At 66.4% G+C, this 25,338-nt stretch carries 18 protein-coding genes; 8 read left to right on the top strand and 10 right to left on the bottom strand.

The genetic code is table 11. From position 1 onward, the window contains the following. Genes bcsE through bcsB form a run of 4 tightly spaced genes read right to left on the bottom strand, consistent with a single transcriptional unit; the run spans position 1 to position 9,008 of the window. Positions 1–1,716 (bottom strand): cellulose biosynthesis protein BcsE, encoded by a 1,716-nt coding sequence (bcsE, locus tag K2O51_RS03785; RefSeq protein WP_220630504.1) that lies wholly within the window; start codon positions 1,714–1,716, stop codon positions 1–3. Positions 1,717–1,724: 8 nt separating this feature from the next. Then, on the bottom strand, positions 1,725–5,522 hold the full coding sequence (locus tag K2O51_RS03780; RefSeq protein WP_220630503.1) for a cellulose synthase subunit BcsC-related outer membrane protein: 3,798 nt from the start codon (positions 5,520–5,522) through the stop codon (positions 1,725–1,727). Beyond that, entirely contained in the window at positions 5,507–6,685 is a 1,179-nt protein-coding gene (gene bcsZ / locus K2O51_RS03775; RefSeq protein WP_220630502.1) for a cellulose synthase complex periplasmic endoglucanase BcsZ, read from the bottom strand. The genes K2O51_RS03780 and bcsZ overlap by 16 nt, the downstream gene beginning before the upstream one ends. 1 nt (position 6,686) lies before the next feature. After that, entirely contained in the window at positions 6,687–9,008 is a 2,322-nt protein-coding gene (bcsB, locus tag K2O51_RS03770) for a cellulose biosynthesis cyclic di-GMP-binding regulatory protein BcsB (protein ID WP_245001830.1), read from the bottom strand. A 573-nt stretch (positions 9,009–9,581) separates the two neighbouring features. Between bcsB and K2O51_RS03765 the strand changes: the two genes are divergently transcribed. From K2O51_RS03765 to K2O51_RS03740, 6 genes are all read left to right on the top strand, one after another. Continuing rightward, positions 9,582–9,863, top strand: a complete 282-nt coding sequence (locus K2O51_RS03765; RefSeq protein WP_011299653.1) for a UxaA family hydrolase — start codon at positions 9,582–9,584, stop codon at positions 9,861–9,863. 60 nt (positions 9,864–9,923) lie between these two features. Further along, positions 9,924–11,099, top strand: a complete 1,176-nt coding sequence (locus tag K2O51_RS03760) for a UxaA family hydrolase (RefSeq protein ID WP_140949828.1) — start codon at positions 9,924–9,926, stop codon at positions 11,097–11,099. Then, positions 11,099–12,034, top strand: coding sequence for a hydroxyacid dehydrogenase (locus tag K2O51_RS03755; protein WP_041680383.1), 936 nt, complete (start codon positions 11,099–11,101; stop codon positions 12,032–12,034). The genes K2O51_RS03760 and K2O51_RS03755 overlap by 1 nt, the downstream gene beginning before the upstream one ends. Continuing rightward, positions 12,031–13,047: an Ldh family oxidoreductase gene (locus tag K2O51_RS03750; RefSeq protein WP_220630500.1), complete on the top strand. Its 1,017-nt coding sequence runs from the start codon at positions 12,031–12,033 to the stop codon at positions 13,045–13,047. Before K2O51_RS03755 ends, K2O51_RS03750 begins: the two co-directional genes overlap by 4 nt. A 75-nt stretch (positions 13,048–13,122) precedes the next feature. Beyond that, positions 13,123–14,148, top strand: coding sequence for a Bug family tripartite tricarboxylate transporter substrate binding protein (locus K2O51_RS03745; protein ID WP_011299657.1), 1,026 nt, complete (start codon positions 13,123–13,125; stop codon positions 14,146–14,148). Between the two features lie 137 nt (positions 14,149–14,285). Next, positions 14,286–15,026, top strand: a complete 741-nt coding sequence (locus tag K2O51_RS03740; protein ID WP_140949824.1) for a GntR family transcriptional regulator — start codon at positions 14,286–14,288, stop codon at positions 15,024–15,026. A 139-nt stretch (positions 15,027–15,165) separates the two neighbouring features. Here K2O51_RS03740 and K2O51_RS03735 read toward each other — a convergent pair whose 3' ends face one another. Then, complete coding sequence (locus K2O51_RS03735) at positions 15,166–16,299, bottom strand: acyl-CoA dehydrogenase family protein (RefSeq protein ID WP_011299659.1); 1,134 nt, start codon at positions 16,297–16,299, stop codon at positions 15,166–15,168. A 13-nt stretch (positions 16,300–16,312) separates the two neighbouring features. After that, positions 16,313–17,506: an acyl-CoA dehydrogenase family protein gene (locus K2O51_RS03730; RefSeq protein ID WP_011299660.1), complete on the bottom strand. Its 1,194-nt coding sequence runs from the start codon at positions 17,504–17,506 to the stop codon at positions 16,313–16,315. Between the two features lie 290 nt (positions 17,507–17,796). On the opposite strand from K2O51_RS03730, the gene K2O51_RS03725 reads away from it, so the two are divergent. Together K2O51_RS03725 and K2O51_RS03720 are read left to right on the top strand one after the other, a co-directional pair. Further along, positions 17,797–19,311 (top strand): class I adenylate-forming enzyme family protein, encoded by a 1,515-nt coding sequence (locus tag K2O51_RS03725; protein WP_220630499.1) that lies wholly within the window; start codon positions 17,797–17,799, stop codon positions 19,309–19,311. A gap of 92 nt (positions 19,312–19,403) precedes the next feature. Continuing rightward, positions 19,404–20,372, top strand: coding sequence for a Bug family tripartite tricarboxylate transporter substrate binding protein (locus tag K2O51_RS03720; protein WP_220630498.1), 969 nt, complete (start codon positions 19,404–19,406; stop codon positions 20,370–20,372). Positions 20,373–20,970: 598 nt separating this feature from the next. Here the strand turns inward: K2O51_RS03720 and K2O51_RS03715 are convergent. From K2O51_RS03715 to K2O51_RS03700, 4 genes are all read right to left on the bottom strand, one after another. Beyond that, positions 20,971–21,834 carry an HTD2 family dehydratase gene (locus tag K2O51_RS03715; RefSeq protein WP_011299663.1) on the bottom strand — a complete coding sequence of 288 codons (864 nt, stop codon included), beginning with the start codon at positions 21,832–21,834 and terminating at the stop codon, positions 20,971–20,973. 17 nt (positions 21,835–21,851) lie between these two features. Next, positions 21,852–22,691 (bottom strand): HpcH/HpaI aldolase/citrate lyase family protein, encoded by an 840-nt coding sequence (locus K2O51_RS03710; RefSeq protein WP_011299664.1) that lies wholly within the window; start codon positions 22,689–22,691, stop codon positions 21,852–21,854. Positions 22,692–22,701: 10 nt separating this feature from the next. Further along, positions 22,702–24,075, bottom strand: a complete 1,374-nt coding sequence (locus K2O51_RS03705; RefSeq protein WP_011299665.1) for an MmgE/PrpD family protein — start codon at positions 24,073–24,075, stop codon at positions 22,702–22,704. 63 nt (positions 24,076–24,138) lie between these two features. Further along, a complete protein-coding gene (locus K2O51_RS03700) occupies positions 24,139–25,338 on the bottom strand; it encodes a CaiB/BaiF CoA transferase family protein (RefSeq protein ID WP_011299666.1) in 1,200 nt (399 codons plus the stop codon).

Raw genomic sequence — 25,338 nt, 5'->3', positions numbered from 1 at the left:
CTAGCCTTGCGGTTTGATCGGAATGGAAAACGGCTGCGGCGCGCTACGCGGCCTCCGGCGCTGGCCGCCCGATGGCTGCGGCATGATGCCGGCGGTCACCGGCTGGCTGGCCGGTGCATCGGCACGGTCGTTCGCATGCTGGGCCAGCCAGCCGCTGTAGTCCTGTGCGGGCCGTTGTGCGATGTCGGCTTCCAGCCGCTGCAGGGTGCCAAGGATCGACTCGGTATCCCCGCAGCGCAGCTCGCCGCTGAACAATTCGGACATGGGGCGCTGGAATACGTGCTGGCAGGCAATCTCCACGTTCTCAAGCCGGCACGCGAAGAAGAAGGCGTAGACACTGTTGCTGCCCGCGGTACAGAGATCCCCCGCGTCGCGCATCTGGCATGCGCGCAGCGCATCCACGTGCGCGACCTCGGCCAGCAACGGCAGCTCGAGCAGCACGTGCGGCAGGCGCACCACGGTGCTGCGCTCGAGCGTGCTGCGCACCAGCGCAATGAATTCGGCCGCGGGCAGGTAGCCAGTTGCTGCCGTGGCCAGCACTGCGGACAGCGCGCTCTTGTAGTCGGGAAGGATCGGCCGCTGGAACACCTGGCCCTGCAGCGAATCGATGCGCGTCTGCATGCGCGCGAATGGCGTGTTGCGCAGGATCACCATATTGGCGCCGAGCGTTATCATCAGCAGCTCATAGCGCTGGCGCAGCATCTCCTTGTCTTCGCGCACGACGATCTTCAGCGCCTTGCCGCCGTGGTGGCGCAGCTTGTGGACCTGCGCGGCCAGCGGCTCCAGTTCCTGGCGGTCACCATAGTGCAGAATCACGGTGGCCGCCACGGCACCGGACGCGGCCGCCACGACGGCGTCATTGTCGGGCACCACCTGCCATTCGGCGGGAATCCAGCGCTCGCGCAGCACCGCATCGCGGCTGACGATGACGCGGTGTTCGTCGGGCGCGAGCAGGCCGACCGGTACGCCGTCCGCGGCATCGGCATTGCCGGTGCCTGCCATCAGGCCGTGGTCTTCCGGCGAGAAGCGCAGCGGCACGACTTCGCGCGGCAGAACGGCATTCTTGTGGCGCCAGAAGCCGACTTCCCAGACGTACTGGCCTTGTACTTGTGCCAGCCTGGCCGCGCCGGCGAAGTGCTGGTGAAAGCGGGCGAGGGTCGCGAGATCGAGCGTTTCCGCGCCGTCGGGCGGGGCGGCCAGCAGCAACAGGCCGCAGCCCTGCGCGGCGCACCAATGCGCCAGCCGTGCGCCGGCATCTGCAAGGGCCGTCGCGTCATCCCAGGGCAGGAAGGCTTCGGCACCTTCGAGCAGGATTTCACCGCCCGCCGCGCCGCATTGATCGACCATCGCCTGCATGGCCTCCAGCAACACGTCCGAGCCCGTACGGTCGGGCACGGCGCGCAGCGTGCAGACATTGGCACGGCTGTGCAGCGTGCGGCAGCTGTCGATGTCCAGGCCGTGCTGGCGCAGCATCGCGCCGATTTCGGCCGGCTCGCGCGAGGACAGCACCGTGGTGCGCGCGCGCAGCAGTTGTGCGGCGCTTTGCCAGAACAGTGCGTCGCGCGCCGGCGAGGCGTCGGCGTAGACGGCATGCACCGCGCCGGGCTGCAGCGCGGCCAGCGCGGGCGGCAGTGCATCGATGGCGAGCGCGTGGCGCGCCTGCAGCCATGGGCTGGAGGCAGTGTTTCGGGAGCGGGCTGGACGCGTATCGTTCATGCGGGCCCTCAGTAAGTGGAGTACGGCCGCACCGGCGTGGGCGGGTAGGGAACCGCTCCCTGCTGGCGCTCGAAGAAGTAGCGCAAGTAGGCAAAGGCGCGGTTCGGCGCGTAGTCGCGCGAACGGTCGATGTCGAAGCCGGCACCTGCCACCCAGTGCGGTGCGAAGCGGTACTCGACGATACCGCCGACCGTATAGCTGAAGCCGCCGCCGGAGCCGCCTTCGTACTGCGCGCCGCCGACCATCGCCTGCAGGTCGGGCCGGGTCGGGTAGATGTCCATGGACTTCTCGTAGGTGCTGGACATGCCGACCGAGCCGCGCAGCCGCCACGACAGCAGGCCGCGTCGCCCGGTCCAGTCCAGCGGAATCAGGAACGACAGGTATTTCTGCGGACTGTAGTAGCCACCGTGGCCGAACGTGTAGAAGCGCTCATTCTCGGCATAGCGCCAGTAGTTCAGCACCACGCCGCTCGTGATGCGCTGGTCGCGCCGCACGAACACGGGCACGTCGAAGCCGGTGCGCACGGTGAACTCTTGGTTGGTGAGGACATTCGTTCCAGTGTAGACGCCGTAGCCAAGGTCGGCGAAGAGGCCGAAACGCCCTACGTCGCGCGCATATCGCGCATGGATGCCGTTGCGCACCACGTTGCCCCAGCTCTCGGCGGGCGTGACGGCGCCGGTCTGCGGATCCACGTGGCGCGGGTCGGTCGCGCCGGCGTATGACACCAGGCTGCTCGTTACTGCGCGGCGAGAAATGTCCACCGTCGCCGACGCAGGGCCCATCTCCGCGCGGTAGCGGAAACCGCCAACCACGGTCTGCAGCGTGAAGCCGAGCGGCGTGGTGCCGATGTCGGCGCGCCAGCTGTTGTACGCGCCGTTGAACTCGTAGCCCGCGGCCAATGCCACCCCGCGGTCGCTCTGGCTGATCGGGCCAAGCCCGTTGTTGCCCAGCGCACGGATCTTGCCGAAGTCGCGAGAGCCCGGGAGGCTGTCGGCAGGCAAGGTACCCGCGTCGAGCAAGACCGTGTCGGCATGGAAGAAAGCGTGGCCGGTGTAGCCGTTCGGAATGCGCACATACAGCGGGATCTCGGTCGCGTTGAGGCGCGAGATGCCCGGGTCGCCGGACTTGTTCGAAAACAGCACGGCGGTTGAGACCTGGCCTTCGCGGCGTGCCTCGAGCGCGCCCAGTGCGCGCTCGGCCGAGGTGCCCTGGGGCCCGGGAATCTCGTTCTCGCGCTGCTCCTGCACGCGCGCTTCGCGGTAGAGCAAGGCGGCGCCATTGAAGTTGCCGCGCGACTGAGCGATGCGGCCAGCCTGCATGGTGACGTCGGAACGCTCCGGATAGCGTTCGCGCAAGGGCGTGACCACGGCCAGCGCCTCGTCCTCGCGCCGCATGGCGGTGAAGCGGCGTGCGACGGCGAGACGCGTATCGATATCGTCCCCGGGCGTGTCGGCCAGTACCGCGCGCACTTCCTCGAGCGCCTGGTCGTCCTTGCCCTGTCGTTCCAGCATCCGTGCGACCGTGAGGCGCGCATCGGCATCTTGCGGATGGGTCGTCAGCACCTCGCGCGCGGCCTGCGCGGCACCGTCGTAGTCGCCCTGGGCTTCGCGCAGGTCGGCCAGTTCCAGCAGCCAGCGCCGGTCATTCTGCTGCGCAGCGGGCACCGCATAGAGCATCCGCTCGGCGCCCTTGAGGTCGCCGTCGGCGACGCGGCGGTCCGTGTCGCGCAGCGCCAGCCGCAGCAACTGGTCATCGAAATCGGCACGCTGTTCCGGCGTAATGCCGGGCAGGGCGCTGGACTCTGCAATCCAGGTGCGCAGTTCGTCGTCGCGCTCGGCCGACGCAAGCAACTCGCCATAGCGGATGCGCACGTCGATGGCCGGGTCCTGCGGATGCGCGTCAAGCCAGTCGCGCACCAGCCTGAGACCGGTGTCGGGCTGGCCGATCGCGATCCACTCGCGCCCGACCGACGCCAGCATCTGCGGATCGTCGCGCGCGGCGTCTGCGGCGGCGCGCAGTTTGTCTTCCGCTTCCTGTTCGCGTCCCGCAGCGACAAGCTGGCGCGCCTCGCGCAACAGCCGCTGCGCCTGCAGGTTGCCAGCCAGGCGCCGCATGGAATCGGAACGCTCGGCTTCCGGCACACCCGCCAGCACGCTGCTGGCGGCATCGATATCGTCGACCGAATTCAGGTACAGCGCGATGGCGTAACGCATCTCGCTCGTGGGCGACGCGGCCAGGCCGTCTTCCATCACGCGGCGGCCCAGCGCGGGCAGCGCGAGGTCGCGATAGGCGCGAGCGAGTGTGAAGCGTGTCCACGGATCGTTGGGGGCGAGCCGGATCGATTCCTCCAGCCTTGCCAGCGCGGGGCTTTGCTTGCGCTGCGCGAGCAGCTGTTCGCCCTGCAGCGACAGCAAGTCCGCGCGCAAGCTGCGCAGCTCGTCCGCCGAGCCCTTTAACCGGCTCCCAGTGCTCGCGATCAACGGTCCGACTTCGTCGCTGCGCTGGCTGTCGTTGAGCAGCTTGACCAGTGTGCGCAGCGTGCCGATATCGGGTTCGGGTCCTGCCAGCGTTTCGCGCAGCAGCGCCTCGGCTTCGGGCAGCTTGTTCTGCGCGATCAGTGCGTCGGCCAGCACGCCGCGCGCATTGGCATTGCCGGGCTGTAGCGCGAGCGCTTCCCGTGCAAGGGCTTCACCCTGCGCGGGTTTGCCCTGGGCATTCGCTTCACGCGCCTTGGCCACCGTGCCCCAGAACCTGGCGGTGTCCTTCAGGCTGTGCCACTTGCCACGGTTGCCGCTGTCGAGTTGCTCGGCACGCGCGAACAGTTCGCGCGCTTCGTCGTGGCGGCCCTGGCGCAATCGCACGAGCCCCAGGTTGCCGAGCGTCTCGCCATCGTTGCGGCGCTTGCGGTTGGCACTTTCCAGCGCGGTTTCCGCCTCACGCACGTTGCCGCGTGCAAGCTGCTGTTCGCCACGGCGCCGTGCCTGCGAGGCCGGGCTGGCGGCGCCACCCTTTTTGGCGAGTTCCGCGAGCGTCTGCCGGGCGGAGGTGTCGTCGGGTACTTCCTTCACATAGAGCTCGAACCACTTGAAGTACGCCGGGTCATCGCTGACGCCGTACAGCGTACGCCTCCACATTTCCAGTGCCGACTTGCGGTCGCCGTCGGGACGCTGGACGATGCGGTACAGGATGCCCAACCCTTCCTGGCGCGTGGCTTCGCGGTCGGTCAGCAGGCTGGCCAGTGCCATGGCCAGGCGCAGGTCATCGGGGTCCTGGCGCACGCGCGCGCGCAACTCGGCAATGCTGGCCGTGCGACCGGCGGGCGTGCCGGCCATGATGCGGTAGTAGTCGACAGCCAGTTCGCCGCGCGGAGCGCCACGCGGAAACAGTTGCCTGAGCCGTGCGATGGCCTCCTCGGACTTGCCCGCGCGCGCGAGGAGCCGGATGCGCGCCATCTCCTGCTTGTCGCGCGTGGCAATGCGATAGGCGTCTTCGAGCTCCAGCGTGGCCGGATGGTTCGGTGCGCGTTGGCGCAGCGTGCGCAGGATCTTGTCCGCTTCCAGCGGCCGGTTCGAGCGAATTTCGATCAGGCCGAGCAGCATCAGTGCATCCGGCTGGTTCGGATCGATCAGCAGCGCCTTGTCCAGGATGCCGCGTGCGATATCGGTACGGTTCTTGGCTTCCCACATGCGCGCAGCGGCCAGCAACTGCGTCATCTCCGGCGACGGCTTCTCTGCCTGCTGCGCCATGGCGGGCACCGCCAGCGCGCTGACGACGGCGAGTACGAGGGGCGTCAGCGCGCGGGACATCCGGTCTTCCAGGCTGGCAGCAGGGCGCCGTCCCCTGCGAAGCGGTACAGGCCGTCCAGGTGGCCGAGGCCGAACAGCGCAAGCGCCTGGCTGTAGTAGCCGAGCGGCTCGCGTGCAGTCAGTTCGCGCGCGCGCTGCGCCTGCGCGCGCGCCTGGTCGGTGCGGCCGAGCGCGGCCAGGTAGGGCGCGACTGCCGCCGAGAAACCGGCATTGCCGGAATCGAGGCCTGGCTGACCGGTCTGCGTGTCGACGCGTTCAGGCGCATATCCGTGGGCTGCGACGTAGTCGGCCAGCGGCATGAACTGCTGCAGCATGCGGGCTCGCTGCGGATCGTCGGCGGCAAGCGTGCCCGCCCACAGATAGACGCGGATCGCGTTGTAGGCGCTTTCGGCCTTGGTTGCGGTATCGGGCAGAAAGCCGCGGCTGTTGTCGTACTCGGCCCAGTCCGGCGAGAAGCCGCGCGGCGCGGTTTCCAGGATGACCTTCAACGAACTGGCCACAAGCTGGTCCCAGCCAGACTCTTTTGCCAGCAACACAGCAAGGCGCCGCATGACCTGCAGCGGCACATAGCTCGGATTTACGCGCCAGCGGCCTTCACTCAGCGAAAAGCCGACCGGGCCAGGCAGCACGGTGCGGCCCAGGCCGCGCATGGCCGCAGTCTCTTCGCGCATGATGCGGCGCGCCGTCAGCGTGCCGAGCGCGGTGAAGCGCCGCTCGTTCCACAGGCGGCCCGCTTCCAGCAGCGTGTAGGCGATCCACAGGTCGGCGTCGGAAGCGGAGTTGGTGTCGATCACGCCCCACGTCTCCTTGCCGTCCTTGGCCTTGTCGGCGGGAATACGGCCCCAGATCCAGGCGGGCAGATGGGCGATGAGATCGCCCTGCGCAAGGTTGTTCTCGGTCCACGCGAGGAGCTTGTCGAACGTGGTGCGGTCGTTCGCCACAAGCGCGAAGAACAGGCCATAGGCCTGCCCTTCAGACACGGTGACCTTGTCGTCTGTGCTCGCGTCGATGACGCGCCCGTCGGCGCTGATCAGCGTGCGTTTGAAGGTGTCCCAGTCGGCCCAGCCGCATGTGGCGGCATGCGCGGGCAACGCGGCGACGCAGGCACACGCGAGCGCGCCGGCCGCGAGCCACCTGGTCAGACCCGGCAAGGCGCGCCACATGTCAGCCTCCGTTGCGCCGTGCCGCAAGCTTGCCCAGCGTCCAGAACAGCGACAGCGCCACGACCAGCCCGGCGAGCAGACCGGCAATGGCCATCAGGCTCGGGAACGCCGAGACCCGGATCCAGACGCGCGCATACCATGGCAGGTCGCCGACGTAATAGCGTTCACCGAGACGCAGGCCGTCGACCTGGTCCTGGCGAACCACAGTCAGGTCGCCGCGCATCTGCGCGACCTTGCCCGGGCTTTCCAGCGAGTCGAGCAGGTCTGCGACGCGACCGTCTTCGGTTGCGGTCAGCGCTACCACGCTGTTGCCTTCGGCATAGGGAGACTGGAAGCCGACCAGCGCGGCCAGCGGGCCATCGGCGGTCAGGATGGCGCGCCCGGTTGGCGTGATCGGATCCTCCTCGATGCCGCTGAGCCAGTTGGACCAGGCATGGCTGCGCTGGTCGCGCAGCGTGATCTCGGTGCGGCTGCGTTCGATCAGCATCGGCAGCGACTTGCCCCATTTGCCGAGCACGCCCGCGGCGCTGCCGGTGCCCACGATCAGCAGGTTACGTCCACGCACGCTGTCGATCTGCGCAGCGGGCACCACCGACACGCGCAGCGACGGCAGGCCGGTCCACTTGCCCATGTGGCCGAGCAGCGTCAACAAGGCTTCCTGGTCGAGTGCCGTGGGCGCGTCGGGCATGACGACCGCGGTGTCGGCCAGGTCGGCCAGCCGCGTGAACGGATAGCCGCTGTTGGCGAAGAACGCGAGATTGGGCAGGCCGGTGTAGTGCGAGAAGGCGCTGAAGTCGATGGTCGAATCGGGATCGATCGCGGCGCGCGCCACGTTTGTAGCGGTCGACGTGCACAGGCCGGTCTTCTGCGAATCGATGTGGAAATTGAACTGCATCTGGTTGTTGCTGCCCACGCGGAACGCCGGGATGCCGATCAGGTTCGCGGCCGACACACTGCTGCCTGACAGCAGCGGCACGCTGACCAGGTTCTGGTCGTCCTTCATCGCAAGCGGCTTGAGCCGGTACGAGCGCACGAGCTGGTCGTTGATGTCGATGCTGATCACCGAATCGTTGTATGTGGGCGGCGCGGTGTAGCGGTAGCGTACGTTCAGCGGTACGTTACTGCGCGTCCAGTCGTACAGGTCGGCCGGCACGCGCAGGTTCACGCGGATCGGGTTGGGGTTGTAGCCTGCGACCTGCAACTGCTGCGGGTCGGACACCAGTTCCTTGAACAGGATCGGGCGGTCCGTTGGCGCCCAGGCAGGTGCGTCGTAAGGCTGGCGCGGGTTGCCGATATCCACGGACTGCACCTGCGAGCTGCTGCCGGCCATCGCCGTCTTGCTCAGCACGAGCCCGTTGGCCGCCGTCTGCAGTTCCTGCGGGTTGCGGCCCGCAATGACCAGCAGCTTGCGGTGAGGACTGGCGGGGTTGGGCATGACGCTGACCGACGGGCCCTTGATTTCCGGCAGCGCGATGCCGGCAGGCAGGGCCCCGGGCAGCACGAAGGCAATCGAGTCGGTATCCGCCGGTGCGCTGCGTGCCACCGGGAAGCGTGCTTCGCGGTACGACGCCAGCGCGCCCAGCCACGACGCGACCACGCCGGCCGCGCGCAGCGTTGCCGCGTCGGCGTTGGCCGGCAGGACGAACGGCACGGTCACGCGCCGGTTATCGCGCCGGTCGAAGAACGGCGCCGGCAGCAAGGCGAGACTGTCCGGCAGCGTCATATGCGCCTTGCTCAGCGTGAGCGTGGTGGCGGGACTGATATCGGCCCACAGGCTGGAGTGCAGCGGGTCCTCGCAATGATCCATCGTGTAGTGCGCGATCAGCTGCACCGTCAGATGGTTGAAGTCGGTGAAGAAGCGCGGGTCCAGCTCGATCTCGCGCGTGACCAGGCGGCCGGCCTCCTTTTCCTCTAGCGGCACGGTCGCGATCACCTCGTCATTGAGCGTGATCTTGATATGCGACAACGGGAAAATCAGTGCCGGCGAATACGTGAACACAAGCTTGAGCTTCGCCGCGGTGACCACTTCATCGAGCCGCACGCCGACATCGAGCGAGCGGTCATCGTCGACGCCGCGCAATGCAATTGGTCCATACGAGCCCATTTGGCGCAGGGTCAGGACCTGGGTGCTGGTAGCTGTCGGCAACGCAGGCGGGGTTTCGGCCGGCTGCGGAGCCGCTGCGGCGCTGGCGGACGTGGCGGCGGAAGTGGGCGCGGCAAGCACGCCATGCCATGGCCATGTCGGCGCGGACAGCATCATCAGGGCGAGGCTGGCGGATAGCAGGCGGCGGCGGGGTGTCTGGGCGTACGCTGAGCGGGGCATGGCGGAAGGCCTTTTCCTGTTCATGCGAACGGTGGAGGCATCGCCTGTTGGCGCGTCAGCGTCCCGCCGCCGTTCGAGTCGTTGATTTCCGGCAGTCGGGCTCGCCGGCCGGGATGACAAGACCAGCCGTTCAACGGTTCGGCTGAGTGTAGACCCAATGCTTCGCCTGATGCACATGACCGATGCCTTTCACGAAAACATTTATGTCCGCTTCCCCAAAAAGTGAAAAGGCGTTGGCGACAGAAGCATCTGTCAAAAGTGCCTATTTTGGCCTAATTGCGTGGATAACCGTATTGAAATGTGATTATGACATCTCTTTGATGGTGGCGCCAGCATGCCAGGTAGTCGACGAAGACTGTCGGCGCGCAGCCTGGCCAAAGGCGCCCGATCGGCAACGCTCTTGCAACGCCGTACCGGAGTCCTGCTAGCGGATCGTTCAAGAGCGGCTCCTTCACACCGTTCGTCTACGAAATCCTTTATTCATACAACTCATATATATGAGCTAGTTGACATAGACCGATCTCCCTCCTAACATCAATCCCACACACCGACCCACAACCGAGGAGACAAGAAATGATTCATGTCGTGCTGCATGACGCCAAGGACACCGTCGCGGTGGCCGTGGTGGAGGGCATCCAGGCGGGCACCAGGCTCAATGCGTGGATCATGGATGAGGACAAGATCATCACGGTGACGGCGCTGCAGCCGATTCCCATCGGCCACAAGGTGGCGCTGTGCGACATGTCGCCCAATGACACCGTCTACAAGTACGGCATCGACATTGGCAAGGTGGTGGCCCCGATCAAGGCCGGCGAGCACGCCCACGTCCACAACATCAAGACCAAGCGCTGGTAATTCGCCGCGCCGCTGTCACCCCATCCATCTGATCCCCATTCCAAATCCGAGGGCCACGTCATGTCCGTGATCGACCAAAACACCACCTTCTGGGGCTACCGCCGCGACAATGGCCGCGTTGGTGTGCGCAACCACGTCATCATCCTGCCGCTGGACGACCTGTCCAATGCCGCCGCCGAAGCCGTGGCCGCCTCCATCAAAGGCACCATGGCGATTCCGCACCCGTATGGCCGCCTGCAGTTTGGGCCGGACCTGGACCTGCACTTCCGCACGCTGATTGGTGCGGGCAGCAATCCGAACGTCGCCGCGGTGGTGGTGATCGGCATCGAAGACGGCTGGACCAAGCGTGTCGTCGACGGCATCGCGAAGACTGGCAAGCCCGTGGTCGGTTTCGGCATCGAAGGCCACGGCGACCACGAGACCATCATGCGCGCCTCGAAGGCGGCCAAGGAATACGTGCAGTACGCCACCGCGCTGCATCGCGTCGAATGCCCGATCAGCGAACTGTGGGTATCGACCAAGTGCGGCGAGTCCGATACCACGTCCGGCTGCGGCGCCAACCCTACGGTCGGCAACGCGTTCGACAAGCTCCATCCGCTCGGCACGACGCTGGTGTTCGGCGAGACTTCGGAACTGACCGGCGGCGAGCACATCGTCGCGGCGCGCTGCGTCAATGACACGGTGCGCCACGAGTTCATGGCGATGTTCGAGCGCTACCAGGGCATGATTGACCGCTGGAAGACCTCGGACCTCTCGGAATCCCAGCCGACCAAGGGCAATATCGCGGGCGGCCTGACCACGATCGAAGAGAAGGCGCTCGGCAATATCCAGAAGATCGGCAAGAAGTGCACGGTCGACGGTGTGCTGGACAAGGCGGAGGAACCGACCCATCCGGGCCTGTGGTTCATGGATTCGTCGTCCGCCGCGGCTGAAATGGTGACGCTGTGCGCCGCCGCCGGCTACGTCGTGCACTTCTTCCCGACGGGGCAGGGCAACGTGATCGGCAACCCGATCGTCCCGGTCATCAAGCTCTGCGCGAATCCGCGTACGGTGCGGCTGATGAGCGAGCACATGGACGTCGATTGCTCAGGCTTGCTGCAACGCGAACAGACGCTCGACCAGACCGGCGACAAGCTGCTCGAGTGCATGCTGGCCACGGCCAACGGGCGCTGGACCGCTGCCGAGGCGCTCGGCCACCGCGAATTCGTGCTGACGCGCATCCACGAGTCCGCATGATGAAGCGCATCTGCATCAGCGAGTTCATGGACCCGGCCGCGGTGCAGGCGCTCACGCCCGGCTTCGACGTGCGCTACGAGCCGGGCTGGGTGGACCAGCGCGGCGCCTTGCTCGACGCGCTGGCCGGTGCGGATGCGCTGATCGTGCGCAACCGCACCCAGGTCGACGCGGCGCTGCTTGAGCGGGCGCCCGCGCTGCGCGTGGTCGGCCGGCTTGGCGTGGGGCTCGACAATATCGATGTCGCAGCGTGCCGTGACCGCGGTATCCGCGTGATTCCGGCGAGTGGCGCAAATGCGCGATCCGTTGCCGAGTACGTGGTGACCACGGCGGCGCTGCTGCTGCGTGGCGCGTATCTCGGCAGCGCCGAGGTAGCCGGCGGCAAGTGGCCGCGTGCCCGCTTGTCGGAAGGGCGCGAGGCCTTGGGCAAGACGCTGGGCCTGATTGGCTTCGGCGATATCGGCCGGCAGGCCGCCGCGCTCGCGCAGGCGTTCGGCATGCGAGTCGTCGCGCATGATCCGATGCTCGCACCAGACGATCCGGTCTGGTCAGCTACCGGCGTGGTGTGCATGACGCTGGATGCCTTGCTGGCCCAATCCGATGCGGTAAGCCTGCATGTTCCGCTTGTGGCGGCCACACGGCACCTGATGAACGCGCAGCGCATTGGCGCGATGAAGCGGGGCGCCGTGCTGATCAACACGGCGCGTGGCGGCGTGGTGGACGAGGGCGCGCTGGCTGGCGCCTTGCTCGAAGGGCACCTTGCCGGCGCGGCGCTGGACGTGTTCGAGGCAGAGCCGCTACCCGCGGACAGCGTGCTCGCAGACGTGCCGAACCTGGTGTTGACTCCGCATATCGGCGGCGTCACGCGTGAGGCCAATGCGCGCGTGTCGATGATGATTGCCGAGAAGGTGCGGCAAACGCTGGAGGCGCTGCCATGAGCCGTATCCCGATGGAGAAGCTGGAAGTACTGGCCCGATCCGCTTTGCGGAGGGCCGGTGCGAGCCAATTGCAGTCGCACGCCACAGCCGCGGCGCTGGTGCGGGCCGATGCCATGGGACTTGCCTCCCATGGCGTATCGCGCGTGCCGATGTATGTCGGACACCTGAGGCACGATCGCGTGGACGGACAAGCGGTGCCGACCGTGCGCAGTACACGCGCCAGCGCCGTGCTGGTCGATGCGGCTTGCGGGTTTGCGTTCCCGGCCTGTGAGCTGGCGATCGCCGAGGCCATGCGCCGGGCGCGAGAGACCGGCGTCGGCGTCGGCGCGGTCACCAACAGCCATCACTTCGGCGCCGCTGGCTTGCCGCTCCATACCGTGGCCCGTGCCGGCATGGTCGGCATCGCCATGGGCAACTCGCCTGCGGCGATGCCGGCGTGGGGCGGCAAGCGCGCGCTCTTCGGCACCAATCCGATTGCCGCGGCATTTCCGCGGCAGGGGCGGCTGCCGGTCCTGATCGACCTGTCCCTGTCGGAGGTCGCGCGCGGCAAGATCATGGTCGCGGCCAAGCAGGGCAAGCCTATCCCGCCCGGCTGGGCGCTGGACGAGCACGGGCAGCCGACCACCGATGCGCGGGCGGCGCTGCGCGGCTCGATGCTGCCGGCCGGCGGCGTCAAAGGCGCGATGCTGGCCCTGATGGTCGAACTGCTGGTGACCACGCTGGCCGGCGCGCAGTTCGGCGCCGAGGCCGATTCGTTCTTCACGGATGCCGGCAACCGGCCGCGCATCGGGCAACTGTTCCTCGTGCTCGACCCCGGCGCCTTCGCGGGATCGGACGTATATGGCGAGCGGGTCGAAGCGTTGTTGCAGGTGATGCTCGACGATACCGGCACGCGGCTACCCGGTGCGCGGCGTTACGCGCTGCAAACCGAGGCGCAGCAACACGGCATTGAAATGCCGGAAGCGCAGCTTGCAGAACTGCTGTCGCTTGCGGGCGAGGAGGTGAAGGCATAGCAGTCATTCCACAACGAAGACGGACCCGCCAGTCGACAAAAAAGGCGGGCCGGCGACCCCAAACGGAGACACACCATGCATCGAGGCTTGATTCGCCCGGCGCTGAGGCTTGCCGCCCGCGCGCTTGTTGCATTGTCCGCAGTTTCGACGCTCGCCTGGCTGGCCGCATCGCCGGCAGCAGCACAGACAAGCGGCCCGGCACCGGCCGCCAGTGACTACCCCAGCAAGCCGATTCGTTACGTCGTGCCGTTCTCGGCCGGCGGGCTGACGGACATCATGGCGCGGCTGGTGGGGCAGCAGCTCGCGGAGGAATGGAAGAAGCCCATCGTCGTCGACAACAAGCCCGGCGGCAATGCCAATATCGGTGCCGATCAGGTCGCCAAGTCGCCGGCCGATGGCTACACGTGGCTCGCCGTTACGCTGACCCACGCGTCCAACGTGACCTTGTTCCCGAAGCTGCCGTTCAGCATGCAGAAGGACCTGGTGGCCGTGGCGCGTATTGCGTCGTCGCCGATGCTCGTGGTCGTGCCTGCGAATTCGCCGATCAAATCGATGAAGGACCTGGCAGCCGCAGCGCAGAAGGCGAGGCTCAATGCCGGCTCGAGCGGCAACGGCACGCCGCCGCATCTGACGCTCGCGCTATTCGAAAGCCAGACCCGCACCAACATGACTCATGTGCCGTATAAAGGCGGGGCGCCATCGATGACGGACCTGATCGGCGGGCAGCTCGATGTGGTGTTCTCCAATTTTCCGGAGTCGATCGCCTACGTGAAGGGCGGCAAGCTGCGCGCGCTCGCGGTGACGACGCGTGAGCGGCATCCGCAATTGCCCGATGTGCCCACGGTGGCCGAGGCCGGGTTCCCGGATCTGATCGTCGAGAACTGGACGGGCCTGATGATGCCGTCGGGCACACCGCGGCCGATTGTGGAGAAGGTGACGGCGTCGGTCGGACGCTTGCTACAGACCGATGGCATGCGTGAGCGGATCGTGGCGGCGGGCTTCACGCCGGCGCCGCAGAGCCCGCCGTTCAACGAGTATTTCAATACCGAAGTGACGCGCTGGGCGAAGCTGATCGAGGAGAAGCACATCCGCGTCGAGTAGTGCTGATAGCAAGGTCGGACGGCGAAGGAGCGCCGGCGCATGGGGTTCGCGCCGGTGACAGGCATGGCGCGGCGGCAGGAAATTGCTTTGATATGATCCGGCCTATCTAAGGAATTGCATCTCAGGGGATCCTCAACGTGGGCGCGAGATTCGAAGCGGGCAGCGCCATCGGCGGTGTCCTGTACAAGGATGTGAAGCAGGCGATACTCGCCGCGCTGGCGGACGGGGAATGGAAGCCGGGCGAGGTCATCCCGTCCGAACGCAAGCTGATCGAACGCTTCGGTGTGTCGATCGGCACGCTGCGCAAGGCGATCGACGAACTCGTGGCGGAGAACATCCTGATCCGCCATCAGGGCCGCGGCACGTTCGTGGCGACGCATCGGCTCGAAGACCATTTCTTCCGCTTCTTCCGCATCGTCCGGCAGGACGGGCATCGCGAATATCCGACCGTGCAGCTGGCCAGGTTCCGCCGGGCCAAGGCAGACAAGGACGAGGCGGCCGCACTGGGGCTGGCGGTCGGCGAGCCCGTGTTCCGGTTCACCAACGTCCTGTCGCTGGAAGGCAAGCCGGTCATGATCGACGCCATCACGGTCCCAGAGGAACGGTTTAAAGCGCTGTCCGAGAAGCAACTGCGCGAGCGTCCCAATACGCTCTACAACTTCTACCAGGATGCGTTCGGCATCAACATCATCCGCACCGAGGAACGCCTGCGTTCGGCGCTCGCCGACGAGGATGACGAGGCATTGCTCGGCGTGCCGGTCGGCAGCCCGCTGCTGAAGATCCTGCGAGTCGCATCGTCGTATCACGACGAGCGCATCGAATATCGCGTGTCGCGGCTCGATACCACCGGCCACGAGTTCGTGCTGTCGCAGCCCTGAGACGCTGAGCCCTGAATCCTGAATCCTGAAGCTGAAACGCAGCGCGGCGAACGCGAACCGGACTAGGTCCGGCTCAGGTTCGCCGCGCTGGACGACGCTCCTGCAAGACTGCGGGAGCGCCGGTCTGACTACGCTGGCCTCAGGCAGCGGTTTCCATCACTTCGCCAAAGCGCTGCAGATGGTAGTCGCTGTCGCCAAGCAGCTGGTCGAGCATGGTCAGGCGCTTGAAGTAATCACCCACGGACAGTTCATCGGTCATGCCCATGCCGCCATGCAGCTGCACGGCCTGCTGGCCGACGTAGCGGCCGGCACGCGCGAGCGTGACCTTCGCGGCCGACAGCATGCGGCGGCGACGTGCCGGGTCGGTTTCGTCGATCGCCTGGACGGCCACATAGGCCATCGACAGCGCCAGTTCCTTTTGCACGAGCATGTCGGCCATGCGGTGTTGCAGTGCCTGGAACGCTGCAAGCGGCTTGCCGAACTGCTGGCGCGTGGCCAGGTATTCGCCGGTGATCTCGATCAGCTTTTCCATCGCACCTGCGCCTTCTGCGCACAGCGCGGCGACGCCGTGCTCCATGCCTACGCCCAGGGCCGCCAAGCCATCAGCCGGCTGGCCCACCAGGGCGTCGGCGCTCACGGTGACGTTCTGCAGCGACAGGTCGGCGGCGCGCAGGCCGTCGATGGTCGGGTAGCCGGTCACGGTCAGGCCGGCGCTGTCGCGCGGCACCAGGAACAACGCGACGTCATTGCTGCCGGCGATGCGCGCGGTCAGCAGGTAGGCATCGGCCGAAGCGCCGTGCCAGACCAGGCTCTTGGTGCCGTTCAGCACGTAGCCGCTGCCGCTGCGCTCGGCGCTGGCGCGGGCGGTCTCGGGACGATAGCGCGTGGTCGGTTCCAGGTAGGCGAGGGTGACGATGCGCTCGCCGCTAGCGATTGCCGGCAGCCATTCTTCCTTCTGCTGCAGGCTGCCGTAGGCCGACAGGATCGCCGCCGACATGACGCCGCTGGGCGTGACCGGTTCCAGCACCAGGCCGCGGCCCAGCTCACGCTGCACCACGAGCTGGCTCGCGGCGCCTTCGCCGAACCCGCCGAAGTCGGCCGGCACGGTCAGGCCCAGCACGCCCATTTCGGCAAGCTTGTTCCACAGGTTGCGGTCCAGCGCCTCGCCGGCGCGCGAGCTCTTGCGGCGCGCGTCGAAGGTGTATTCGGTATCGATGAAGCGGCGCAGGCTGTCCGCCAGCATCTGCTGCTCTTCGCTGTAGGTGAAGTCCATGTCTGCTATCCCTTCAGAAACCCAGGATCATCTTGGAGATGATGTTCTTCTGCACTTCGGTGGCGCCGCCGTAGATGGAGGTCTTGCGCATGTCGTAGTAGGTCGACGATGCGGACGAAGCCCACTCCGGACCCGACACCGGCTCTTCGACACCGGGCTCCAGCCACGTGGGCGAGTACGGCCACGCGTTGGGGCCGGCTACTTCCATCATCAGCATGGCCAGGTCCTGCTGGATTTCCGAGCCGCGGATCTTGACGATCGAGGCCTCGGGACCCGGCTGGCCGCCCGACTGCGTTGCCACGCGCAGCAGCAGCATTTCGAGCGCCATGATGTCCATCTCGATGCGCGAGATCTTGTCGCGCATGCGCACGTCCTCGATCAGCGGGCGGCCGGCACCGTCGGTGGTCTGGGCCGCGTAATGCTTGAGCTGGCGCAGTTCGCGGTGGCAATGGCCGATGCCGGCGATGCCGGTGCGCTCATGGCCAAGCAGGTACTTGGCGTAGGTCCAGGCTTTGTTCTCTTCGCCGAGCAGGTTCTCGACGGGGACTTCCACGTCCTCGAACCAGGTTTCATTGACGTCGTGGCCACCGTCGAGCGTCTTGATCGGACGCACGGTGACGCCGGGCGACTTCATGTCGATCAGCAGCATCGAGATGCCTTCCTGGGCCTTGGCTTCCGGGTCGGTGCGGACCAGGCAGAAGATCCAGTCGGCGAAGTGGGCCATGGTGGTCCACGTCTTCTGGCCGTTGACGATGTACTTGTCGCCCTTGCGCACGGCGCGGGTCTTGAGCGAGGCGAGGTCCGAACCGGAACCCGGCTCGGAGTAGCCCTGGCACCAGAAGTCTTCGACCGTCGGAATGCGCGGCAGGAAGCGTTCCTTGTGTTCCTGGCTCGCATACTTCATCAGCACGGGGCCGATCATGGTCAGGCCGAACGGCAGCATGCGCGGCGCGCCGGCGCGCAAGGTCTCGATCTCGAAGATCAGGCGCTGCAGCGCGTTCCAGCCCGTGCCGCCCCATTCCTTGGGCCACGTCGGCGCGCCCCAGCCGTGCGCATGCAGGATGCGGTGCCACCGGACATAGTCGTCCTTCTCAACGCGCTGGTGGTTCAGCACCTTGTTGCGGATGTCCTCCGGCAGATTGGCCTGGACGAACGCCCGGACTTCCTCGCGGAAGGCCTGTTCCTCAGCGGTAAAACGCAAATCCATCTGAATGTCCCCTGTGGTACGCGGGCCGCATGGCGTATGCGCGGCGGCCCTTCACTGTGCCGGCCGATTGTATGAGGGGCTTGCCGTTCGGTTCTTCATCAATGGCAAAGGTGCCCTTCGTTCAGGCAGAACCGCTGTGCCGTGCGAAGCGCCGCCGAAGACGGCCTTAGCGAATTCGAAATGGCTTCCCCGGAATACATGGCGCACACTCCATGACCTGCGGCAAGTGCGTTGCAGTGCATTCTTCGACGCATTTGGCGCATTCCAATCCCGATCGAGCAGCGAGCATCATGTCTTCCTTCCGCCCCGAGTTCATCCACGATATTCCCCGTCACTGGGCCACGCAAACGCCGCAGGCGCCTTGCCTGCACGAAAGCGGCAACGTCATCAGCTACGGCGACCTGTGGCGCCGCATCGAGAGCGCACGGGACTGGCTCGCCGCGCAGGGCGTGGGCGAGGGTGACCGCGTAATGGTGGTCGGCGAGAACTGCAACGAGATGGTCGTTACCATGTTCGCCTGCAGCACGCTGCATGCATGGCCGATCCAGGTCAATGCCCGCCTGTCGGCGCGCGAAATCGACAATATCCGCGATCATGCGCAGCCAGCGCTGGTGCTGTTCACGGGGCACGTTTCCGACGTGGCCGCCGCGCATGGCCGCCGGCTCGATGCGAAGGTCACGGCCTGCCCGGTGTATGACGAGGGCATGACCGTGGTCCGCGCCGCAACCGCGCCCGACCGCGTACCGGCCGGACAGGCGCGCAAAGTTGCCACGCTGATCTACACCTCGGGCACGACCGGTGCCCCGAAGGGCGTCATGGTGCCGCATGAAGGCCTGGCGCACTTCGCGCGCATTTCCGCGACCTCGCGCAACATGGGGCAAGCCGATGTCGCGTACGGCGCGCTGCCGATGTCGCATATCTTCGGCATTGCCACGGTGCTGCTGGCCACGCTGTACGGGGGTGCCAGCCTGTTCCTGCGTCCGCGCTTCGATGCGGACGAGGTGTTCGACGCGCTGGAATCGCCGGGCGTCACCATCCTGCAGGGCGTGCCCACGATGTTCACGCGCATCATGGCGGTCGCGCAGCAGCGCGAGCGCAAGACCTATCCGCGGCTGCGCTATCTCTACACCGGCGGCGCGCCGCTGGATCCGACCCTCAAGGGCGACGTGGAAACGTACTTCGGCCAGCCGCTGCACCATGGCTATGGCATCACCGAATACGCCGGCTCGCTGTTCATCACGCGCATGGAAGCACCGCGTGCCGACTGCTCGGCCGGCTACATCGTCGAAGGCGTCGAGATCAATATCACCGATGGCGACGGCAATCTGCTGCCGGCCGGCGAGCGCGGCCAGATCCGTGTGCGCGGCCCGGGTGTGATGCTCGGCTACTACCGCAACCCCGATCAGACCGCCGAAGCGTTGTTGCCGGGCGGCTGGCTCAATACCGGCGACCTTGGCTACCTCGACGCCGACGGCGCGCTGTTCATCTCGGGCCGTTCGAAGGACCTGATCATCCGCTCGGGCTTCAATGTGTACCCGATCGAAGTGGAATTCGTGATCAACGCGTTCCCGGGCGTGCGGCAGTCGGCCGTGGTCGGTCGCAACACCAGCGACGGCAATGAAGAAGTCGTGGCCTTCATCGAGATGCAGGACGGCGTCGAACCCGATCGCGCCAAGCTCGACGCTTATCTGCGGGACAGCCTCGCACCGTACAAGCGCCCGGCGGAAGTGCGCGTGATCGATGTGATTCCCACGACGGCGAGCGGCAAGCTGCTCAAGCAGCCGCTGCGGGCCCTGCTGGGCTGATTGCCCGGCCCTTTTTTCTTGCCGCCGAACGCGAATCGCGAATCGCGATTCGCGTTCGGCGGGTAATACAAAGTCAATCTGGAGGAGACAACATGAAACGTTGGATGACCGTTGCCGCGATGATGGCAACGCTGCTGCACGGGGCTGCATGGGCGGCCGATGCGTATCCGTCGCGCCCGATCAAGCTGATCGTGGGCTATGCACCTGGCGGTCCGGTCGACACCGCGGCGCGCATCTATGCCGACCAGCTCGGCCGTGCGCTGCACCAGCCAGTGGTCGTGGACAACCGTGCCGGGGCAAGCGGCGCCATTGCCGCCGACCTGACCGCCAAGTCGGCACCGGATGGTTACACGCTGTATTTCGTGGCTAGCCCGACCATGACCATGACGCCGCTGATCCAGCGCTCGGTCAATTTCAATCCGCTCAAGGACTTTACGTACATCGGCCGGATCACGGACTACACCAATGTGCTGCTCGTGAACAAGGACTTCCCGGCGAAGAACGTCGGCGAACTGGTCGACTACGCGCGCAAGCATCCGGACGATGTGTCGTTCGGCTCGGCGGGCGTCGGAGCGTCCAACCACCTGTCCGCTGAACTGCTCGCGCAAATGAGCCACGTCAAGATGCTGCATGTGCCGTACAAGGGCAACTCGCCGGCGATGGCCGACGTGATGAGCGGCAAGGTGACGTTCATGTTCGACATCACCGGTACGGCCATCGGCCATATCAACGGTGGCAAGGTACGGGCACTGGCGGTCACGTCGAAGACGCGCAACCCGGCGCTGCCGAACGTGCCGACTATGATCGAGTCCGGTCTGAAGGACTATGACCTGACCGGCTGGTATGCGCTGATCGGCCCGCAGAAGCTGCCTGCCGACGTGGTCGACAAGCTCATCAAGGCGCAGAAGACCATCGGCGACGATCCGGCGTTCAAGCAGCGCATGACGGCCGGTGGCTACGACCTCAACATCTCCGGTCCGAAGCCGCTCGCTGACCGCATCCAGCGGGAACTGAAGCTGTGGGGTGGCGTGGTCAAGACGGCGAATATCCAGGCTGATTGATCGAAGATCGGGTGTGCTGCGCTGTCTTGTGCGGTACACCGATGGTTCATCGCCGAAATTGCGAAGGTAGTGCTTTGCTTTTGGCTGGCGCCGTTGGTTGGGTGGTTTTGCCGGTTTTAGGGGTCTGGGTTGGATTGAATGGTCGTGCTTGACAGACGCCGCTGTTTCGCCGGCGTAGCCGGCGACTTACTCTTTTGTCCGAGCGACAAAAGAGTAAGCAGAAAAACGCGTCGTTGCCGCTGGCCATCAATTCCACGGCGGCAGTGGTTCCAACGGCTTTGGACGCCTGTCACGGTGGTCAGCCGTTCCACCCTGCTAACGCTATGTGAGTCAGAAACTGTGCCTGGCGCGGGACGGCTTTTGGACGATCCCCAAGACGGACACGGGTACAGCGTTCCAATGAGGGCAGTGGTGGGACGCCTTCGGCTGCGCTGCGCGCGGTCGTAGTCGGCGGCAAGCTCATCAACTTCGCTGGCGCCCGAGGTCTGCTTTTCTCTCTCTCTTCCTTCGCGCATGCCGGCCATTCGGCCGGAGGACCAACAAAAAAGGGGCAAGCCTGACGCTTGCCCCTTTTGCGCTTCTGCAATCGAGAACTTGATCAGCTTTCGATCTCGGCCCACCCTTGCATCGCCTGGCCCCCAGCATCGTCTCCGGTCCAGAGGATCAGCTTGCCGGCTTGTGCCGGATCGGCCGTGCCGCCAACGGTGATGATGTCCTGGTCGAACAGCGGTGCCAGTCCGCGGAAACCGAAGCGCCGCACATGTGCCTGGGGCTGTTCGCGCGCCACCAGGTCGAGCATCAGCATGGCCTGCATCGGGCCGTGCACGACGAGGCCCGGGTAGCCTTCCACGTCCCGCGTGTACTCGCGGTCGTAGTGGATGCGGTGGCCGTTGAAGGTCAGCGCCGAATAACGGAACAGCATGACCGGATCGGCGCGCAGCGTGCGTTGCCATTGCGCCGTATGCTCCAGGCGCGGACGCGGCGGCTGCGGCTTGCCGATTTCCGGCATGGCGCGATAGACGATGTCGTGGCGCTCGCGCACGGCAATCTGGCCGTTGACGCTCAGTTCGTGGTCAACGGCGACGAACCACAGTTCGCCGCTGCGGCCGGACTTGTGCTGGACGTCCTGGATGGTCGAAGTACGCGTCACGGTGTCGCCGACGTGAATCGGGCGTTCGAACGACAGCTCGCTGCCGGCCCACATGCGGCGCGGCAGCGGCACGGGCGGCATGAAGCCACCGAGAGCCGGATGGCCGTCGGCGCCGATATCACGCTGCGGCGCGCGCGGCAGGAAGTAGAGCCAGTGCCACAGCGGCGGCAGCGGCCCCCGCACCACGGCTTCCGTGTCAAGGTCAAAGGTGGCGGCCAGGCCGATCACCGGTTCCGGCGTCAGTGTCTCGGTGCGCGATTCGCTGCGGCCGATCCATGTGCGCAGATGGTCGAGTTGGGAGTTCTGGGTCATGACGACTACCTTCGTGTTCAGTGTGCCGCTGACGGTTGCGCCAGCGCGAGCAGGCGACGCGCCTGTTCGATGACGGGGCGATCCACCATCTTGCCGTCCACCTGCACGGCATGGCTGCCGCTGGCGGTCGCTTCCAGCACGCGCCGCGCCCAGTCGAGTTGCTCGGGCGAGGGCAGGAAGCCGGCACGAACCGCACCGAGCTGTGCCGGGTGGATGCAGAGCTTGCCGCCAAAGCCAAGTGCGCGGGCATAGGCCACGTCGTCGGCCAGGACGGACTCATCCTTCAGCGCCGTGGTGACGCCGTCGACGGGAGGCGTCAGGCCAGCCACGCGCGATGCCAGAACGATACGCGCACGCGCATAGGCCAGCGCATCGCGCGTGTGGCTGCAGCCCAGGTCGACCGCATAGTCGAGCGAACCGAATGCCAGCCGGGCAACACCGTTGGCAGTCGCCACGGCATCAACCTGATGCAGCCCGAGCGCGGTTTCGATGATGGCGATCAGCTCGGCTTCCGGATTGATCCCGCGCAGGACCTCGGTGATCGCAGCCAGTGCCGCGGCGTCTTCCGCCTTTGGCACCATCAGGCCCGCCAATGGCGTGCCCTTCGGCAAACTGCGCAGCCATTCGATGTCGGCGGCGAAGCCCGCAGCGGCGCTGTCATTGATGCGTACATTGGCATTGGCAGCGGCGCCCGCGGCTAGCCAATCCGCAATGGCCTGGCGCGCCGCCGGCTTGGCGTCCGGATGCACGGCATCCTCGAGGTCGAGGACCATCACATCGGGCTTCGCCGCGGCGGCCTTGTCAAAGCGTTCGGGCCGGTCGCCCGGCACAAACAGGTAGGTGACTGCAGTGGACATGGTCTGTGCCTCAGCGTGCGGGCAGCCAGTCGTTGACGGTCGGTGCGCTTTCCAGGGCCCACACGCGCGCAATGATCACACGCATCTCGGCCTCGGTCGCACCGTGGCGGAATGCGCCCAGCTGCAGCGCCTTGGCCTCAAGCTCGGGGCGCGAGAGCGTGTTGTCCGGATCGCCCTTGGGCACATCGACGCGCGCGGCCAGCGTGCGGCCGTCGGTGGTGCGCACCGTCACGCGGCCGATCCACTGGCGCGGGTAGGCGGCGTTGATCTCGTCGTCAAGCTCCATCTCCACCTTGCCGCGGAAGCAGGCAACCTTCGCGTCCTGCAGCGCGTGCTGCTCGAACTCGGGCAGGCCGGCGTGACCGTGCACGGCAACCAGGCCCAGCACCGTACCCATCGAGAACTTGGCCTGATGGATAGTGGTCGGGTTGACCACCGGGCCGAGAACATCGATGGCGCCCTGGTGCACATGCGTCGTGACGCTGGCGATCTGGTCGGCGCTGACGCCCTCGCGTTGCATCAGCACCTTCAGCGCGTCGGCAGCCGGATGGGTGTGGCGGCACGAGGCGAAGAACTTGAACGAGGTCTCGGCCGTGGCCCAGCGCGTGCCCAGGCCATCGGTCAGGCAGGCCGGGTTCGCATCGCTCGACATGCCGGCGGCCATGCCCTGTGCGCCTTCAAGGATCTGCTTCGCACCGGTGAAGCCGGCACGGGCCAGCCACGCGGATTGCAGGCCGTCGGCGGCGGCCTTGGCGGTGTGCAACTGCTTCGAGTCCGCAGCATCGCGCAGGAATTCCCACAGGCCGGCGGCTTGCGTGCCGGCCGAGCCCAGCGCCTGGTTGATGCCTTCGGCGTCGAGGTTGTAGAGCTTCGCGACCGCTGCAGCGGCAGCCAGCGTGCCGACCGTGCCCGTGGTGTGGAAGATGCGGTAGTGCGACCGGCCCATGAATTCGCCGATGCGGATGCCTGCTTCGTAACCGGCGATGGACGCCAGCAGCACCTCCGCGCCGGTCTTGCCTTCCGCCTGCGCGGCGGCGACCACGGCCGGGAACACCACGGCAGCCGGGTGCAGCACCGAGCCATTGTGCACATCGTCCTGCTCGACCACGTGCGACGACGCGCCGTTGATCAGCGCGGCAAAGTACGGCGAGGTGCGGCGACGGTCGACGAAGACTTCAGCGTCGCCGGTCGACGGGCCCATGGCGGCCGCGAATTCCTGGATCTTGCATACGGCGGGAGCATCTTTGCCGGCAATCGCCGAGGCGATCCAGTCAAGGAACAGGTCCTTGGTGCGCTCGATGACAGGGGCGGGTACGTCAGCCAGCGTGAAGCGGGCGAGGAATTCGCAGAGCTGGCGGGTCGGGTAGGTGTGGTCAGCGCTCATGTTGGCTGGGTGCCGGTAACGTTTGAAAAAGGGAAAGGCCCGGGCGAAGCCGGACCCTTCCGCTCAGACGACTTTCTTGGCGGCCAGGGCTTCGACGTCCGAAGCGCCATAGCCGAGTTCGGCCAGGATGGAAGCGGTGTGCGCGCCCAGGGCGGGGATGGCGCCCATCGCCGGCTCCACGCCGGAAAGATTGGCCGGCGGCAGCAGCGCGTCGACGGTGCCATTCGGCGTCTCCACCTTGCGCCAGCGCTCGCGCGCCTGCAACTGCGGATGATTCCACACGCCTTCGATGTCGTTCATCGGGGCGTTGGCAATCTGTGCCTGGTCGAGCAATTCCTCGACCTGTGCCACGGTCAGCGTCGAGAAGCGATCCTCGATGATGGTGGTGAGTTCGGGCCGGTTGCGCACGCGCGCGGTATTGCTTGAGAACCGCTCGTCCTGTGCGAGTTCGCGATTGCCGAGCACGATCTCGCAGAAGTTGGCGAACTCGCGCTCGTTCTGCACGCTGAAGATCACGCTGCCATTGGCAGTGCGATGAATGCCATACGGCGCGATGGTCGGGTGCGAGGCGCCGACGCGCGCCGGCGGCTTGCCGCCGTAGTGACCGAGGTAGAGCACCTGGTTCATCCACTCCGCCATGGTTTCCAGCATGGTGACCTGCACGCGCAGGCCCTTGCCGGTGCGCCCGCGCTGCAGCAGCGCCGAGAGGATGCCGCTGTAGGCGTACATGCCGGCCGAGATGTCGGCAATCGACACGCCGGCACGCGACGGCTCGTTCGGGCCGCCAGTCAGGCCGACCAGGCCGGCCGCGGCCTGGATCAGCAGGTCATAGGCCTTCTTGTCGCGATAGGGGCCCGCGTCGCCGTAGCCCGAGATATCGCAGACGATCAGCTTTTCGTAGCGCGGATGCAGGGTGTCGAAGTCGAGGCCCATGCGCGCGGCGGCGCCAGGGGCGAGGTTCTGCACCAGTACGTCGGCATCGGCCAGCAACTTGTGCAGGATGGCTTGTGCCTCGGCGTCTTTCAGGTCGAGCGTCAGGCTCTCCTTGCCGCGGTTGAGCCAGACAAAGTACGACGACTGGCCGTGCACGGTCTCGTCATAGCCGCGGGCGAAATCGCCCACGCCAGGGCGCTCGATCTTGATCACGCGCGCACCGAGATCGGCAAGCTGGCGCGTGGCGAAAGGGGCCGCGACCGCGTGTTCGAGCGACACCACGCGGATGCCGTCGAGCGGCCGGATGCCGTTGGGCGTAGATGCAGTCAT

Origin of the sequence: Cupriavidus pinatubonensis, from assembly GCF_019602855.1 — a bacterium.
Taxonomy (GTDB): Bacteria; Pseudomonadota; Gammaproteobacteria; order Burkholderiales; family Burkholderiaceae; genus Cupriavidus; species Cupriavidus pinatubonensis.
Note: the sequence above shows the minus strand (reverse complement) of the source record. Positions and strands in the feature narration are given on the sequence as shown.